Raw genomic sequence first — 16,735 nt, forward strand, 5'->3', positions numbered from 1 at the left:
CAGGTGTTTATAGCGGATTGCCGCCCCATGAGGTACATGAGGGAAACTCAAGCAGACAAGCAAGACAAGGGAGAAAAGGGAGATGAGGAAGACTCTTGAACTAGAAGAAATTTCTTCCCCATCTTCCCCATCTTCGTTATGCTGTGCCTGACCCAGGCAATCTGCTGTATCGGTGAGGTATTGATGGGCGGCATTCGGGGCACGGCAGCGAAGTCTTTTGATCGGGTAGAGAGATGGTTGATGCCGTGCCCCTACAGATCGTGGGTGTGGTGATCATTGAGGGAAGACTCTTGAACTAGAAGAAATTTCTTCCCCATTTTCCCTATCTTCCCTATCTTCCTTATGCTGTACCTCACTCACTTGCAATCTGCTGTATCCTGTGGGATGGGCTGTTAGCCCGGTCTTTTTGAAATCTATCGATCGCAATGCGCGTAATTGGTTTAATCAGCGGCACCTCAGTCGATGGCATCGATGCCGCAATGGTTGAGATTTCGGGTACTGATGTTGATTTAAAAGTTGAACTGCTGGCGGGAGCAACTTACCCTTACCCAGAAGCTTTACGAGAGCAAATTTTAGCTGTCTGTGCTGGGGCGGCGCTTTCAATGGCAGAATTGGCAGAATTAGATGATGCGATCGCTACCAGTTTCGCCCAAGCTGCCCAAGCTATCCAAACAGATCGTCCAAAAGCCCAACTCATCGGCAGTCACGGTCAAACAGTTTACCACCGACCACCTGATGTGCAGGTGGGAATTCCCCAAATGGGATACAGTCTCCAACTCGGACGAGGCGCCTTGATTGCCCATCTGACAAATATCACAACCATCAGTAATTTTCGCGTCGCCGACATTGCCGCAGGCGGACAGGGCGCGCCCCTCGTCTCTAAAATAGATGCTTATCTGCTGAGTCATCCCCAAGAATCTCGTTGCGTCCAGAATATCGGCGGCATCGGCAATACCACATATCTACCGGCGCGTCAATCCCCCCACTGGGAAGATAAAATCCAAGGATGGGATACGGGTCCTGGAAATGCACTCCTAGATTTAGCAGTGCAGCATTTATCCGGCGGGACAAAAACCTACGACCAAGATGGCAACTGGGCAGCTAGCGGCACCCCCTGTCAAGCATTAGTTCAAAAGTGGCTCAGCCATGATTTTTTTCAAATGCCCCCGCCCAAATCTACAGGGCGCGAGTTATTTGGAGTAGACTTTTTCCAACGGTGTCTGGCAGATGCAGAGCCTTATGATTTAAGTGACGCTGACCTATTAGCCACCCTGACCGAACTAACCGTCGCTTCCATTGTTCACAGCTATCGTACATTCTTACCCAAAATGCCAGATCGGGTGCTATTGTGCGGCGGCGGCAGTCGCAATCTTTATCTAAAACAGCGATTGCAGGCTTATCTATCCCCAGCTTTTGCATCTGCCCCATTACCCATTACCAATTACCCATTAGCAATTCCCGTCATGACCACAGATGAAGTCGGATTAAATGCAGATTATAAAGAAGCGATCGCGTTTGCCGTTCTGGCCTATTGGCGACATCTGGGTATCCCCGGTAATCTTCCCCAAGTAACCGGCGCCAGCGCCAGCGCCCTGCTAGGGGAAATTCACCTTGCGATGGCACAACCGCCGCATGATAGCATAGACTCTGCTTTGGCAGTGAGCGATTAAATCAAGGAACACACAGCAGTGGCTCATACCTTTTTATTGGAGGCTGGGCGTTGGAGGTTGCAGGGAAGTTGGCTTGAGCGCAACGAGATGCCCATCGGTGTTAGAGGGCTAACTTTGGTGGCGTGGAGTAAGGATAATTGGTTTACGATGGTGACCAAGCTAATGTTTCCCGATAGCGATCGCGAGGAAATAGCTTTCCAATATCGAGGGCGTCTAGATGCTGGAGAACTCCAGTATACTTTTGTGTTGCAACATAGTTTACTGGGTCGCGTGGAAGGTGAGGGGTGGATTGCTCCTGAAACAATTGTGCAGCGCTACTGGGTGCTAAACGACCGCCAACGTCGCAGTGGCTTTGAAACCATGCACCAGATCGATCAAAACAAATATTACCTCAGCAGCAGCATCCTGGCAGGTCATTACCTCACGAGTATGATGGAAGCAACCCTAGAGCGTCAGCCGGAATAACATTATGCCCGATTGTAGATAATGTTGTTCGTTCTAATCTGTTGAATGCCAGGGATTGGGTTTGGCTAAAACAATTAGAATGAACCGATTCGCTTTTAGCTTGCAACCTGTCGCAGCCAGGTTAACTTTCGCTGGGGATTTGGGGGAGGCAATAAGTCCTCGCGCGAAATCTTTGATTTGGCGTGGGATACATGGACATTCCCCAAGCAAATTTTGGCAACTCTTGCCCGACAAAATTTGCCAAACTCCTGAAGTTTTTAGAACCAATAGTATATAATATTAAAACCAAGGAGGTGATGTTAGCTGTTACACAAGGTTGTCAAAGTTCGCCTATATCCAACGCCAGAACAACAAGTGCTGTTAGCTCAATCATTTGGTGGCGCTCGTTGGTGGTGGAGTTATGCGATCTCACAATCTATCGACACCTACAAAGAAACTGGCAAAGGTTTGCGCCAGTCAGCACTTAACGATCTGCTTCCGGGCTGGAAAAAAGCTGAAGAAACTAAGTGGATTGGGGACTGTTACAGTAAAATTTTGCCAGATGTAAATCGCCACCTGAAAACTGTATACAAAAAGTTATTTGATGGTCGAGGAAGATTCCCTCGGTTCAAGTAAAAGCATGGTAGGCAGTCTATCCAGTCCCCTCAAAATGTTAAGGCGAACCCCCCCGGAAGGGGGATAAAGCTACCAGGAAATATAGGTACTGTTGCGGCAAAAAATCACCGAAATATTGAGGGTAAAATCAAGAATGTAACAGTCAGTAAAGAGGCATAAGGAAAGGATTTTGCATCTAGTATGAATGAGGTAGAAGGGGGAAATACTAGTAAATCAAAAAAAGGCAAAGTAATCGGCATTGATTTAGGATTGACTCACTTCGCAATCGTTAGGGATGGCAATAAAGTATCTAAGTATGACAATCCCAAGCACTTAGCAAAGCACGAAAAGAATCTGAAGCGCAAGCAACAGAAGTTAGCAAGAAAACAAAAAGGTAGTAAGTCAAGGCACAAGTATAGAAAGGTTGTCGCTAGAGTATACGAAAGGGTTAGCAACTCACGTCAGGATTTTCTGCATAAGCTTTCAAGTAAGCTCGTCAATGAAAACCAAGTTGTCGTAGTAGAAAATCTGCATGTCAAAGGCATGGTATGCGCTGGGCGCACGCTGGGCGAAAGTAACCACAATTTAGCGAAAGCAATATCTGATGTTGGCTGGGGAATGTTTACCAAGTTGATTGCCTACAAGTTAGAAAAAAAAGGTGGCCTTCTGGTAGAGATTGATAGATGGTTCCCTAGTTCTAAGCTCTGCTCTAATTGCTATTACCAGATTATTGATCAGTTGCCACTTGATGTTAGACACTGGAATTGTCCCTCTTGTGGCACCCATCACGATAGAGATGGTAATGCTGCAACCAATATCAGAGCTGAAGGCATCAGAATGCAAAAGGCGGATGGAACAGCCGTCTCTGCCAGTGGAGGGGAAGTAAGACCAAAACTGGGACGCAAGTCTAAGTTGAGGCATTCCCCAATCAGACTGGAAGCCCATACCATAGCTTAAGCTTGGTGTGAGTAGTTCACATTGTGAAGAGGAGGTTGGGTGTCCCTCACTGGCTTTGGGCGGGTGCAGGAAAAACAGGGATAGCATCATCAGCGAGTTGGCTTTTACCTCTTTGGCGTGGCTATTGTCCGCGTCAGTCTTGTTCATCTGGGGCAGGGTGTGGATTTTTCCCGATCGCATTCGATGTATGCTCCACGGTAGCGGAGCTTGATTAACATGACCGATACAAATAATGGACGCTTACTCGATAATCGTTATCAGCTGGTGGAGTTGATAGGGTCTGGGGCAATGGGACGGGTTTACCGAGCCAAAGATACTCTCTTAGGAGGAGTACCCGTTGCCGTAAAGTTCCTCTCTCTAACGATTCAAAATGAAAAGCTGCGGTTGCGGGAGCGTTTTGTTCAGGAAGCTAGAACCTGCGCCCTATTAGGTCAAAGAAGTCTCCACATCGTTCGAGTCACGGACTATGGCGTGGACGACCAAGGCACTCCATTCTACGTGATGGAATACTTGCAGGGAGAAAGCCTCAGCGACATCATTCGCGCCGGAGCGCTGCCCTTACCCAAGTTCTTGCAACTCGCTCGTCAAATTTGTTTGGGATTGCAGTGCGCCCACGAGGGCATTCCCAACGAGGAGGGTGTAATTTGCCCGATTATCCATCGGGATATCAAACCCAGTAACATTTTGGTCGTTCAAGACGCCAGTCTGGGACAGTTAGTTAAAGTTCTCGATTTTGGCATTGCCAAGCTGCGCCAGACAGATAGCGAGCAAACAAACTATTATTTGGGCACTTTAGCCTATTCTTCTCCAGAACAAATGGAGGGTAAGGAACTCGACCCCCGCTCAGATATTTACAGCCTGGGGGTGATGCTGTTTGAAATGCTCACCGGCAAAATGCCTTTGCAGGCAGAAACTCACTCGTTTGGCGGCTGGTATAAAGTTCATCACTTCCAACAACCGCGCAGTTTCGAGTCAGTTAGACCCCAGTTGAAACTGCCGAAGGCGCTGGAGAATTTGGTGATGAGCTGTCTGGCAAAAAAGCCCCAAGAGCGACCCCAAACTGTAGGCGATATCCTCAAGGGGTTGGAACCTTTGGATGAACGTTTTAGCAAGGGTCAGCAACTAGGGGAGCGCATTGGGTCACCCCTAACCAAAGTGCCAATTGTTGCAGAACCCAAACCACAGGCGCCGCTCTCGGACACAGAAATTGAGCGGATGATGCGTCTCCAATCCTGGCCCAAGAATAAGCCAACAGCGGAAATTGTTTTTGCTCATCCTTTACGCACTAGCTCTGGGAAGTTGGCGACCCTCTGGGTGATGCTTAAAAAAGAGGATATTCAAAAACGCCTCGTTTGTAAGCGCTACAACCAATTTTTATTTTTAATGTCGCCCCATCCGATGTTGCTGTGGATTACGGTACTTTATACCCGTGACGCTGGCCCGAAGTGGCTACCCTGCTACTTAGATATGAAAACTCCTCCAGGCCAGGAAATGGCAAGACTATTGGGGGAAAGCGGTTGCTATCGGGTTTTGTTATTTGCTTTAGAGGACTCTAGACCTCAACAGAGCTCCCACGTCATCACGGTCTCGATCGATCCTTCCCAATGCCAGTTGCTGCAACAGTGGGTCACGACCAGTCAGTCTTTAATTTCAGTCGCTTCAGCCAATATGAGCAAGGATCTGCTTAAGACTGAGTTGGATAAGCTCAAACCGCAAATTCTCAAAAAACTCGACTAATTATTCTCCGGCTGCGAGGTAATCTATTTCGCCTGATTGAGGAATGGAGTGGAGAATTCCCATTTCCATAGAATAAGATTTATAAGAATTTTAAATAATTAAGAAATAATTAAGTTATAATTATTTAACTGGATCTAGATCCACAATTCATGATGGAGTGACATACAAGGATAAACTCATCTGTCGTGGAGTTGACGCCCCAGCAACCCCAGCTCGTTTCCCCCAAGGAACAGAGCAAGAGAAGGAGGTCGCCCACTGCGACATGGGAGAGGTTCTACTCAAAGCGAGGACTTTGCTCTATGCCCCATTGATGCTTCAGCAGATGCTTGTAAGTAGCTTCGCGTACAACCATTTGCCTGTAAAGCTGAACCAAAAATTGTTGAGCTTGATCGAGGCTCATGTGCTGCACCTGGGCTTCAAACGACCGGATGTTGAATTGTTGTTCGAGGGTTAGTTCGATAGGGTTCATGGCTAGCTCCTAAGAGAGTTATAGTGTGTGTTTTGGCATTGCCAGAGATACTCTTTGGCATTAGTTTGGCATGTGTCAATTTATCTGTCACTACCTTTTTTAAAAAAGATAACAATTATTTGACAAATTGCACATACCTCCTCGTGGATATATTAAATAGATCCACGGATGGATAGTTAGTTCCGGAAGTTCCCGGCGCTACTAATCACAGTTGTAGCAAGTTGTCAAATAAAAAAATGTTCGTCGCGAACAAAATGAGTATATATACCTAAGTAATTTCCCTGAAAGGGGCTAAAAATGGTGGGGTGCGCCGAAGAGGGAAAAGAAGTAAAGTAACTGATATGACATCAACTACGGGCAAAGTAGGGGAAGTTAAGCGACACGCTGGCTGGGTCGCCTTCCTGCTGGCTTGTATTTTGGGGTGATATTAGCGTGGGGCGATCTGATCAATGACTACGACGACAACTGTAATGTTGTCGCGACCGCCCTTGTCTTTAGCAGCTTGGACGAGGGAGATCGCAGCGTTGTCGCACAAAGGTGCGGCGAGGAGGTCCGCGATCGCCCTATCGGAGAGTTCTTCGGTGAGTCCGTCGCTACAGAGGAGGAAGCGATCGCCTGCTTGCACCTGTACTGGTTGAATTTCAACTTCGGCTAAATCTTCGCGTCCCAAACATTGGGATAGCATATGACGCCAAGGATGAAAGCTTGCTTGTTCTTGACTGAGTACGCCTGCTTTTAACGCTTTAGCCACCCAAGTATGATCCTGAGTAATTTGCTCTAGCTGCGACTGCCGCAAACGGTAGAGACGCGAGTCGCCCACATGAGCGCACCAAGGTGCTTCCGAGTCCCTAAACAGCAGCACCACAGCAGTAGTGCCCATATCGGCGCGTTCTGGATGCTCTTGCTGATCCTGTATGATTGCCTGATTAGCTTGACAAAAAGCTTCCTCTAACAGCGCGGGGGATTTTTGAGGCGAATCCCAATGCTTAACCAGATAAGATTGAATCACTTCGGCGGCGAGGGAACTCGCTTCCTCGCCGCCTGCGTGTCCGCCCATCCCATCCGCCAAAATGAAAAATCGCCCCTGGGGATCGATACGATAAGCATCCTGGTTCACCGAACGTAGACATCCGGTGTCAGAAAGACCCGTGAAGCGACATTTCATAGTTTCGCGATTTGAAAAAAACAGAACTTGAATCAGAACATGCGCTCAAACCGATCGAGGCGTCTGAGCAGGCGGAATAGGGCTAACCCTGTCCCTGCTGCTACTAAACCAGCAAGCGCTGCTAGCCATACCATATTATGAACTAGCAGGATGGTCGCTGACAAAGTAAAAGCACTGATAATTAAAGCGTAATTCGTTCCCATTTGCATACCGCTCAGGCGACGGATCAGCCGGTCGGTTTCCGTCGAGCGGACGCGGACGCGCAAGTCGCCCCGCTCTAGTTTTTCCAGGGTTTCTTCTAGTCGTCGGGGCAGTCCCAAAGCCGTACTGCCCACTTGAACGGCTTGACGGCTGATTTCTCCCAGGATGGTATTAGTGGGGTCGGGACCTTTTCCATTAGTCATAAGCTGCATTGCAAAAGGTTGGGCAACTTCCATAAAGTTAAATTCCGGGTCTAAGCCTTTCCCCACGCCTTCCAGGGTGGAAAAGGCGCGCATCACGAAGGTGAAGGTCGCGGGGAAGCGAAACGGCTGGTCGTAGGCGATTTCGTACAGGTCATCTGCGATCGCGCTTACCGACTGGTTTTCAAACGGCTTGTCCATAAAATTATCCAGCATGTACTGGACTGACCGCCGTACTGGTCCCATATCGTCAACGGGGGACAGCGCTCCCAATTCCACCAGCGAGGTTACCACGCGAGCGCCATTTTTTTCCGCAATGCCAAACAGCGTTTCCATCAGATTTTCGCGGATATTGGGCTTTATCTGCCCCATCATGCCGAAATCGTAGAAAATCAGCGCCCCTTCTGGACTGACAGCGATGTTGCCTGGGTGGGGGTCGGCATGGAAAAAGCCGTTGTTGAGCAGTTGTTGCAGGTAAGCTTGCGCTCCCTTGCGCGCTAAATCTTTTCTGTCTAGTCCAGCTGCTTCTAGGGCTTCGTAGTGGCTAATTTTAATTCCCGGCAGGTATTCCAGGGTTAAAACGCGGGGGGAAGTATAGCGCCAGTATACGCGGGGGACTTTTACCCAGTCCTCGTTGCGAAAGTTACGACGAAACGTATCGGCGTTGCGACCTTCGTTGAGGTATTCGATTTCTTCCCACAGAATGCGACAGCACTCTTCGTAAATTCCCAACCAATCTCGACCGCGACCCCAGTCGGGATGGTTTTGGAAGTAACGGGTAATACCCTTGAGAATTTCCAGGTCGATGGTAAATAACTTTACCAATCCCGGTCGCTGTACTTTGACGACAACTTCTTCCCCCGAATGCAGCTGGGCTTTGTGTACCTGTCCCAGACTGGCTGCGGCTAGGGGAATCGGGTCAAAACTGCGGTAGAGTTCCGGGATGGTTTTCCCCAGATCCTGCTGGATAATGGCTTCGACTTGCTCGTAGCTAAAAGCCGGGACGCGGTCTTGTAACTTGGAGAGTTCCTCGACATATTCGCTGGGGAAGAGGTCGGCGCGGGTGGAAAATAACTGCCCGACCTTGATAAAAGTTGGCCCCAGTTCTAGAAACGTATTGCGAATCCAGATCGCTTGCTTTTTGCGTCTTTCGGCGCGCTTCGCCTCCGTCATTCCTCCTGGATAGCTCCAAGGTTTACTATCGAGCCACAGCTCAAACAGTAAAGTCAAGACGAAGGCCCAAATATCTACGAAGCGACGGTGACGCGAGTAATTTTCTCGATTCCAACGGTAGGCTTTATCGGTGTAGGGTTTTCCCACAGCTAAAAGTCGGTCTGGGTCGCTGGAGAGCTTTTCTTTTGGCGGGCGCTCCGCGTATCGCTTGGGCATGACATCATTATCAGGCAGGACAGACACTCCGATTCGGTGGTTGGGTTTAATAAAGGTTTTTGTTTATACAGACTGGCTGCGATAGCGTTGCAACTCGGAGCGTACCTGAGCAATTTCTGCTCTCAGTTCGTCGATCATTGCTTGCATGTCTTGGCTGGAGGAACCTACGGATACAGTGGTTGTAGTGGTTCGTCCCTGGGTGGCAGCTGCTTCGGCTGCTTTAGCGCGTGCGATCGTTTCTTCTGTAAATTGTCGCCAGCGTTCTCGCTGTTCGGCATCAAATTTACCGAGTTCCGAGAGGGCATCGGTTAAAGTGTGTTCGAGTTGTTCGTACAGCAGGTCAGCAACTGCCCTACCGACAAAAAATGCATGAATCAGGGGATTGCTCATAAATAAATTGCGGGGCTTTCCGCCTGAATTATAACTTGCCTTTTCCGTTGGTGCTTCAGCCCTGAGAGTGGGTGTGCGGGTGAGCAGGGGGGCAGGGGGGCGGGTGAGCAGGGGGGATCTTGAGCAGAAGATTGCTGTGTAGGAGCGCAACTTGGTATTAGCAGGTGGGCAGAATAACAAAGATGAACCAGAAGACGAGAACCGATGAACCAGAAAAAACCGATTCGGACTCATCAAGAATTGGAAGTATATCAATTAGCGTTTGATGCGGCGATGCTGATTTTTGAACTCAGCAAAAAGTTTCCTGTAGAGGAGAAATATTCGCTAACAGATCAAATTCGTCGCTCGTCGCGCTCGGTATGTGCCAACCTAGCAGAAGCGTGGCGCAAACGCCGTTATAGAGCAGCATTTGTCTCAAAACTCGGCGACTCGGAAGCTGAAGCAGCAGAAACTCAAACATGGATTCAGTTTGCGGTTAAATCTAACTACCTAGAGCTTGAGGCAGGTAGACAACTATATCGCACCTACAACCAAATTCTGGGCAAGTTGGTGAACATGGGTAACAACCCGTCACCCTGGTTAATGCGGCGCTAGTGAGCGGGTGAGCGGGTGAGGATGGGAGCAGGTGAGTGGGTGAGCGGGTGAGCGGGTGAGGATGGGAGCAAGTCAGCTAGTGAGCGGGTGAGCGAATTAGAATCTAGATTTCAATTCTCCTCTCCCCACCTGCCCACCTGCCCACCTGCCCACCTGCCCACCTGCCCACCTGCCCACCTGCCCACCTGCTCACTTGCTCACCTGCCCACCTGCCCACCTGCTCACCTGCCCCATTAAGGGGTTGCTGGTGCTTTTGGCAGTGGTTCGATCTCGGTTGTGGGTGCGGGTTCGGCACTGACTGGAGTGGGGGAAGGGGATGGTGCGGCTGTTGGGGTTGCTGCGGCTTCTGGGGTGGGTGTTGGTGTGGATGTCGTTTCGGGGGAAGGTGTGGGTTCGGATGGGGTTGGCGAGGCTTCTGGCGTGGGTGAGGGGGTTGAAATGACTGGGGTTGGTGAGAAAGTTGAATGGCGCCTTGTTGCTGGTTTGGGGGTTGGGGTGGGTTGGGGTTGGTAGGATTGGGTTCTTCTGGATCTGCGGCGAGGGGTTGGGGAGGGGGTTGACTCGACGGCTCTTGGTTGGGGTTGGGTGTTTGTTTCGGGAGTTGAATCTGGTTCGGGAGTAGAATCGGGTGTGATGGTGGGGGCGGCGGTGGGCCAGTTTTCTGTTGGTGGGAAAGATTGTTCTCGTTGTAAGAAGGGCAATCCGTTGCCATTTAAGCGCACGGATAAACCAAATGCTAACCCGACTATGGCGGCAAAAAGGGCAACGATGCCAACTACTTGGAGGGAGGTTTTGGGAGATAGGTATCCCAGGTTAAATGGCTGTCTGGTGACAGTTTCAGGAGGTTTTGTGGGTTCGGGAGTGTAGTTTTGGTCTGGTAAGAGGTCTAGCCAGGTTTCAACGGTTTGGGGACGCTTTTGGGCAGCCATTTCTAGGCCGCGCAGAATGGCTTCTTCGATGGCTGGAGTCAGGTGGGGGACTAGCTGGCGGGGGGATTGTAGGGGGTAGCGATCGCGCAACACAGCTGGTACGGGAGGTTGTCCTGTGACCAAGCAATATAAAGTCGCTGCTAGTGCATAGATATCTGTAGCGGGACTGCGTTTTTGGCGCAGTACGTATTGTTCTGGCGGTGCATATCCAGCGGAAAGCATCCCTGTTTGAGTTTGAGTTACTCCCAGGGTAAACTCGCGGGCAATGCCAAAGTCGATTAAAATAACCGAGTCTGTTCCTTCTCGCCGGATGATATTGTGGGGTTTAACATCGCGGTGCATCAACCCATTTTGGTGCACCGTACTCAGCGCTGCGCCGATTTGACGTATGTAGTGAATTGCTTGTGCTTCCGGTAACGGCTGACCTGGTTTTACTAATTCTGCCAGAGACGGCCCTGGGATATAATCCATTACGATAAACGGCTGTCCGTCTTCTTGGAAAAAGTCGAGGATTCGGACAATATGGGGATGCTGGCATTTGGCTAGTCGCTGCGCTTCGCCGATAAATTGCTGTTGAAAATAGCCGTAATTTTCTTGCTGGCGCAGGTTTTGTTGTAGGGTTTTGATCGCGACGGTTTGACCTAGAAAGGCGTGGGTGGCTTTGTAGGTAATGCCAAAACCTCCTTGTCCGATAACGGTGTCTAGGATATACTTGCCGTTTTGAAGAACTTTGCCAGCCGTTAGTTGCATAATTGATTCCGGTGCTGCAATGGGAGACAACGCCAGCTTTCTATGATATAGCAATCTTGTTTGAGATGTGAAAAATATTTTTAATGCTAATTGCTAATTGCTAATTGCCAGCTTGCTAATTTATTATTTTTTTCCATTAGCCATTAGCCATCAGCTATTAGCAAGTTACGTTTGGGTCAATTCGATGATTTTGTCAAACTCGAATTCGTGGGTAAAATCGGCTATGGCTTTGGTTAATGCAACGTATTCTGGAGGTATTTGTGCCAAAAGTTCAAAAATTCTACTTTCGTCGCATATGTAAGCAGTTTTATGCAGGTTTTTAATCCACTCTACAGGCATTTGATTTAAGTATTTTTTGATTTCAAGTATTGGCAGCTTTGAGTCGGGGTCTTGCTGGTTTTCTTCTGGTTGTTGATTATCGGATTCATAAATATAAGCGATTTCTAAGTATTCCCCGATTTTTGACAAAACCAGCTCTTGTTTTAATGGCTTGCTAATATAATCATCGCACCCCGCCGCTAAAATCAGATTTTTATCTAAATCGAAAGCATTGGCAGTTAGGGCAATAATTATGGTTGGGGAATGAGGTTCCCAGGCACTGCCTGGTAACGAGGGTAAATGAGGTTCCCAGGCAGAGTTAGGGAACGAGGGTAATACTTTCTCCGCGTCGCCGCGTCGCCGCGTCTCCCCCTCCTTAAATAGTTCGTTTTCTGTAGCTCTAATTTGTTGGGTTGCTTCTATTCCATTCATGACTGGCATTCGTATATCCATGCAGATTAGATGAGGTTTCCAAGTTGACCAAATTGAGATTGCTTCACTACCGTTAGCAGCTTGCTTTACCTGAAAGCCAATTGCACCAAGTAGGGTGACCAATAATAAACGGCTTTCTGGATGATCGTCCACGATTAAGATGCGATATTCTGGTTGGTTGGGTGCTAAACCAATGATTTGACGCGGGGTTTGGATGGGATTTTTGTCAATTGTTTCTGCTGGGGTTACTTGGATATCAAAAGTAAATAAGCTTCCTTTGTTTGGTTGACTATTAACTCTGATATTTCCTCCCATCATTTGCACGAATTTTCGGCTAATTGCTAAACCCAATCCTGTGCCTTGGATTGTTTTTTTTCCGGCTTCGCTTTGGGTAAAAGGGTCAAATATGCGGTCGATTTCTTCAGGATTTATCCCAAAACCAGTGTCTTGGATTTCAAAGATTAATTGGTGATTGCTAATTGGTAATTGGGAATTGGTAATTTTTTCTTCTGTCCCCTGGGTAACTCTTATTGTTACTTCACCTTTTTCGGTGAATTTGATGGCATTTCCTATAATATTAATTAAAACTTGACGCAATTTTCCTTCGTCGGTTTGGATGTATTGGGGTAGGTCGGGTGCCTGGTGAAAATTTAGCTGCAAACCTTTGGATTCGGCTTTTAATTTAAACAGTTCTTCCAGGGTGCTGAGGAAGTTAATTAAGTCGAAGCTGGTGGGATTGAAGCTGGTGCGTCCGGCTTCGATTTTGGACATTTCTAGAATGTCGTTGATTAATGCTAGTAAGTGGTCGCCTGCATTGTTGATAATTTTGACTTTTTCTTGTTGTTGCGGGGAAAGAGTGCGATCGCGCGCCATCATCTGCGTAAATCCTAATATGGCGTTGAGTGGCGTCCTCAGTTCGTGGCTCATGTTTGCTAAAAATGTGCTTTTTGCTACGTTGGCAGCTTCGGCGGCTTCTTTGGCTTTTTGTAGTTCGATTTCGGTTTGCTTGTGTTCGATTAGTTCTTGCTGTAATTGTTGGTAAAGGTTGGCTTGTTGAATGGCGATCGCTAGCTGATCCGCCACTGCACGCGCTAATTCTATCTGGTCTTGATACCAAATTGTATTGGCTTGAGAGTGAAGCAAATTGAGAGATCCCCAAAGTGACTCGCCAACTGTCAAGGGTATGATTAACCAAGAACCCGGACAGATTTGGGCAAGTTCTCTATTTAGTTCATCTTCGAGGGTTTTGGCATCGGAAACTTGGAATATTTCGAGTTTTTTCAGCTTAGCAGTAACGGGGTTTTCTGTATCTGGAATTTCTAACCCTGTCTTGTCTGGCATTTCTGGGTTTTGTCGATATCCGGCAACAACTCGCCAAATTTGCTGTTCTGGAAAATACTGGGTGATATACGATTCTTCTGCGGATAAAAGTTGGGCAAATTCACTGGTGGCAGTTTGAAAAATTACGTTCAAATCCAGCGAGTTGCGAATCCCCTGTATGACTCGATTGAGTAGTTCTTTTTGTTGCGCTTGTCTTTGCAGTTGGATTTCGGCAATTTTGCGATCGCTGATGTTTTTCATGAAGCAATAATGTCCGATTAATTGCTTTTTATCTTCGTAAGCAGCAACCATCACTACTTGCTTGTAAAACATCGAGCCATCTTGGCGAATTCCCCTAGCTTCAGCTTCACCTTTGCCAGTGCTAAGCATTTCTTGATAGGCGGCGATCGCAGTTTCTAAATCATCTGGATGAACGGTTGGATACCATGACATTCCTATCATTTCTGCGGGGGTATAGCCGAGGGTATTGGCATAAGCTTGGTTGACTGTGATGTAGCGTCCTTGGGTGTCCAAGCGCGAAATTCCTTCTACTGCATGGAGCATGGCAGTATTGATTTTTGCGAGTTCAGATTCTGCCTGTTTTCTAGCGCTGATATCGACTTCAATGCAGGTTACCAACCAGCAGTCAAGGGATTCATTGCGATTAGAGGTTAGCGTATCCGCAACCCAGATCCACTTACCATCGCGACGTTGGTAGCGAAATTCAATCGTTACCGTTTTATGGGCGAAAATGTTCTCGAAGGCTGGTAGGATGACATTCTGGAAGTCTTCTGGATGAATGCGATCGCTCCAGAGTGTCTTGTTTGCTACCATTTCTTCGGGGGTATAGCCGAACAGTTGTAAAGTTCCAGCAGAGTAGAATTCGTATTCCCAATTTCGGTTAGCATAAACGCGGAAATGCGCGATCGCAGCCCCAGCGGTGTTAAGTACGCCGCGCAGTTTCTGTTCTGAAGCAGCTAAAGCGGTTTCGGCACGTTTGCGATCGCTTATATCGCTATCAACTGCAATGACTCGAAAGCAACGATTTGCTTCATCGTAGCGAGACGAAAGATCCGTGGAAATCCAACGGAGAGTGCCATCCTTGTGCAGGAAGCGATACTCGATGCGGGTTGGTTGTTCGGCAAAAATAAACTGTCGCGCTGGGATAACGATTGATTGCTGGTCTTCTGGTGGAATCCGCGACCACCAAATTCCTGTCATCATTTCTTCAGGTGTAAAGCCAAAGATGGCTTCACAACCTACAGAGTAGTAGTCGTACTGCCAAGTTTCATCGCCAAATACCCGAAAACTAACAATCGAGGCGATCGCTCTGTTTAAAATATCTTTGAGTTTAGTTTCAGACGTTTGTAAGGCGAGTTCTAGATGCTGGCGATCGCTTATATCGCGAGTAACTGACAAAACAGCAGCGATCTCGCCGTTAGGGTTGCGCAAGGGAACTGCATGGGTTTCCAACCAGCGACGAGTGCCTTTCAAACCAACGATTTCAAACTCCAGTATCCCCGATTCTCCTTGGAAAACTCGCTCTGTCAGCGCCTGGAATTCTTGACGATAATCCGATACCACAACGGGATAGATTGACTTACCTTGCACCTGCGCCAGGGACTCCACCTCAATCATTGCTAATCCGGCGGGGTTCATGTCCAGTAATGTGCCGTCGCGCGCCACCAATTTGACGCACTCTGGTTCTGATTCAATAATGGTGCGAAGAAGACTTTCGCTTTGTGCTAGTTTTTCTTGCGCCTGTTTGCGATCGCTAATATCCCGCACCAAGAAGCACAAGCTTTGCAGCTTCCCCTGATTATCCCGCATCGCCACGCCGGTCAATTGGGCCGGAAAGTCGATTTTTCTGGCGGGGTGAAACATCCACAATTCTTCTCCCCGGATCTGCTCTTGCTGCTGCAACTGAGTTAAAATCTGACGAAATTTCCGGCGCTGTTGGGGATGCACGAAAACGGCGAGGGGTTTACCGAGTAAGTAAGATTGTTGCGTATTCAACAACGGCGCTGCGGCTGGGTTGGCTTGTTGGATAATTCCAGCAGCATCGGTAAGCAGGTATCCATCTGAGGCAGCATTGAATAAATTCTGGTAAAGCTGGCGATCTGCTTCTACAGCGTCGCAAGCAGCCATTAATTGCCGATTTTGTGCCTCTAGTTCTTCTGCCACTACTTGCAGTTCTTCCAAAGAGTTGGAAAGTTCTGCGATCGCCTCTTGTAGCAGTTCCCCAGAATTCTCCCCTTTCCCATCTGCGCGCTGCAATAGGGTTTCCAGTCGCTGCTGCGCTGCTGCGATCGCGCATTTTAAACTATCTTGTGTCATATCCAGGATACCTTGGTCAATTTTTGCCCACTCTTGCAGTATTTCCAGCCGTTAAGGACACAGGACTTACGCTCATATTCCCGGTTTCTCCGAAAAAAAAATTGTTGGGAAAGGAAACCAGAGATCAACAAAGAAACCGGGTTTCTGGCCTCCTTTGAGCGTAAGTCCTGGGACATTCAAAGCTCTTAGGCTTTTTAGGCATAATATCTGGAAGCGGGGGACTTCAGCGGGAAAAAAGACTATGTGTAATACATTACCTAAAAACTTAGTATATTTTTTTAGTTTTAACATGATTTGACAAAAAGTCTACCACTACACCTGTAAAGGTTAGTGGTGGGGTGAATTATCAGCAAAAAACTGGTACGGGATGCTTTAGGCTGTAGGGTGTGGAGACAACAGAGGTGCAATGCGTTTAATTCTTTACAGTAAACCGGGTTGCCATTTATGCGAAGGATTGCAAGAAAAGCTGGAACAGATAAAAAACCTAAACTTTGAACTAGAAGTGCGAGATATTACCACCCGCGATGACTGGTTCAATGCATATCAATACGAAATTCCGGTTTTGTTGCGAGTGGCGTCCCAAGGGGAAGAGGTAGAACAACCGATTCCTCGCCCTTCCCCTCGCGCTACAGTGCAGCAGTTGGAGCAAATGTTGCAGAAATATCTCCGAAGTTAGTAAGGGCACGGCAAGAGAGATATTTTGGTGATGGGAGCGATCTTAATCCTGCCGTGCCCCAACAATACAACGATTGCTGTAAGGGCACGGCAATAGAGATATTTTGGTGATGGGAGCGATCTTAATCCTGCCGTGCCCCAAC

The 16,735-nt window shown here is 48.1% G+C and carries 12 protein-coding genes and 1 pseudogene; 7 read left to right on the forward strand and 6 right to left on the reverse strand.

Annotated features, from left to right (window positions below; all coding sequences use genetic code 11):
- The first annotated feature begins 138 nt into the window (after positions 1–138).
- From MiSe_RS51555 to MiSe_RS40810, 5 genes and pseudogenes are all read left to right on the forward strand, one after another.
- Positions 139–273, forward strand: a complete 135-nt coding sequence (locus MiSe_RS51555) for a hypothetical protein (RefSeq protein ID WP_264196896.1) — start codon at positions 139–141, stop codon at positions 271–273.
- A gap of 152 nt (positions 274–425) precedes the next feature.
- Positions 426–1,670 (forward strand): anhydro-N-acetylmuramic acid kinase, encoded by a 1,245-nt coding sequence (locus tag MiSe_RS40795; protein ID WP_226591577.1) that lies wholly within the window; start codon positions 426–428, stop codon positions 1,668–1,670.
- Between the two features lie 18 nt (positions 1,671–1,688).
- On the forward strand, positions 1,689–2,135 hold the full coding sequence (locus MiSe_RS40800; RefSeq protein ID WP_226591579.1) for a hypothetical protein: 447 nt from the start codon (positions 1,689–1,691) through the stop codon (positions 2,133–2,135).
- A gap of 303 nt (positions 2,136–2,438) precedes the next feature.
- Positions 2,439–3,686: pseudogene (locus MiSe_RS54230) on the forward strand (RNA-guided endonuclease TnpB family protein).
- Positions 3,687–3,902: 216 nt separating this feature from the next.
- A complete protein-coding gene (locus MiSe_RS40810) occupies positions 3,903–5,423 on the forward strand; it encodes a serine/threonine protein kinase (protein ID WP_226591581.1) in 1,521 nt (506 codons plus the stop codon).
- A gap of 274 nt (positions 5,424–5,697) precedes the next feature.
- On the opposite strand, the gene MiSe_RS40815 is transcribed toward MiSe_RS40810, so the two are convergent.
- The 4 genes from MiSe_RS40815 to MiSe_RS40830 form a co-directional block, all read right to left on the reverse strand.
- Positions 5,698–5,892, reverse strand: a complete 195-nt coding sequence (locus MiSe_RS40815) for an NblA/ycf18 family protein (protein ID WP_226591582.1) — start codon at positions 5,890–5,892, stop codon at positions 5,698–5,700.
- 427 nt (positions 5,893–6,319) lie between these two features.
- Positions 6,320–7,057 (reverse strand): PP2C family protein-serine/threonine phosphatase, encoded by a 738-nt coding sequence (locus tag MiSe_RS40820; protein ID WP_226591584.1) that lies wholly within the window; start codon positions 7,055–7,057, stop codon positions 6,320–6,322.
- Positions 7,058–7,089: 32 nt separating this feature from the next.
- Positions 7,090–8,874, reverse strand: a complete 1,785-nt coding sequence (locus MiSe_RS40825; protein ID WP_226591586.1) for an ABC1 kinase family protein — start codon at positions 8,872–8,874, stop codon at positions 7,090–7,092.
- Between the two features lie 36 nt (positions 8,875–8,910).
- Entirely contained in the window at positions 8,911–9,237 is a 327-nt protein-coding gene (locus MiSe_RS40830) for a DUF6825 family protein (RefSeq protein WP_226591588.1), read from the reverse strand.
- Between the two features lie 204 nt (positions 9,238–9,441).
- Between MiSe_RS40830 and MiSe_RS40835 the strand changes: the two genes are divergently transcribed.
- Complete coding sequence (locus MiSe_RS40835) at positions 9,442–9,831, forward strand: four helix bundle protein (protein WP_226591590.1); 390 nt, start codon at positions 9,442–9,444, stop codon at positions 9,829–9,831.
- 233 nt (positions 9,832–10,064) lie between these two features.
- Here the strand turns inward: MiSe_RS40835 and MiSe_RS51560 are convergent, their stop codons facing one another.
- Positions 10,065–11,510 carry a serine/threonine-protein kinase gene (locus MiSe_RS51560; RefSeq protein WP_264196898.1) on the reverse strand — a complete coding sequence of 482 codons (1,446 nt, stop codon included), beginning with the start codon at positions 11,508–11,510 and terminating at the stop codon, positions 10,065–10,067.
- Between the two features lie 165 nt (positions 11,511–11,675).
- Positions 11,676–15,917 carry a PAS domain S-box protein gene (locus MiSe_RS40845; RefSeq protein ID WP_226591592.1) on the reverse strand — a complete coding sequence of 1,414 codons (4,242 nt, stop codon included), beginning with the start codon at positions 15,915–15,917 and terminating at the stop codon, positions 11,676–11,678.
- A 406-nt stretch (positions 15,918–16,323) separates the two neighbouring features.
- Here MiSe_RS40845 and MiSe_RS40850 point away from each other — a divergent pair, with 406 nt between their 5' ends.
- Entirely contained in the window at positions 16,324–16,593 is a 270-nt protein-coding gene (locus tag MiSe_RS40850; protein WP_226591594.1) for a glutaredoxin family protein, read from the forward strand.
- Positions 16,594–16,735 lie beyond the last annotated feature (142 nt).

Source organism: Microseira wollei NIES-4236 (genome assembly GCF_020521235.1).
Taxonomy (GTDB): Bacteria; Cyanobacteriota; Cyanobacteriia; order Cyanobacteriales; family Aerosakkonemataceae; genus Microseira; species Microseira wollei.